At 42.0% G+C, this 245-nt stretch carries 1 pseudogene; it reads right to left on the bottom strand.

The annotated features are described in order from the left end of the window. A pseudogene (gene sat, locus KVT27_RS25780) lies at positions 1-208 on the bottom strand (sulfate adenylyltransferase); the annotation flags it as partial. Between the last annotated feature and the right edge of the window lie 37 nt (positions 209-245).

A 245-nucleotide genomic window follows, 5' to 3' on the forward strand; every position in this document is an offset into this window, starting at 1 on the left:
TTTCTACAACGGAGGTATAGTTAGATTCATCCATAAATCCAGTTAATGGCGAGAATGCACCTACACCAATTAAATCCAAGTCCGAAATTGTCCAAGAGTTCACACGAATTTGTTTCAAGGATGCCGCCCGTTGAAGCAATTCTTCTCTTTGTTCATCCGGAACCAGACGAATGATTAATTCGCCGCCATGAGGATTGATCGCCGTCATTACGCAATACCTCCATGATTGGTTTTACTGGTTATTG

The sequence above is a fragment of the Lysinibacillus sp. GbtcB16 genome (assembly GCF_019091145.1).
Lineage (GTDB): Bacteria > Bacillota > Bacilli > Bacillales_A > Planococcaceae > Lysinibacillus > Lysinibacillus fusiformis.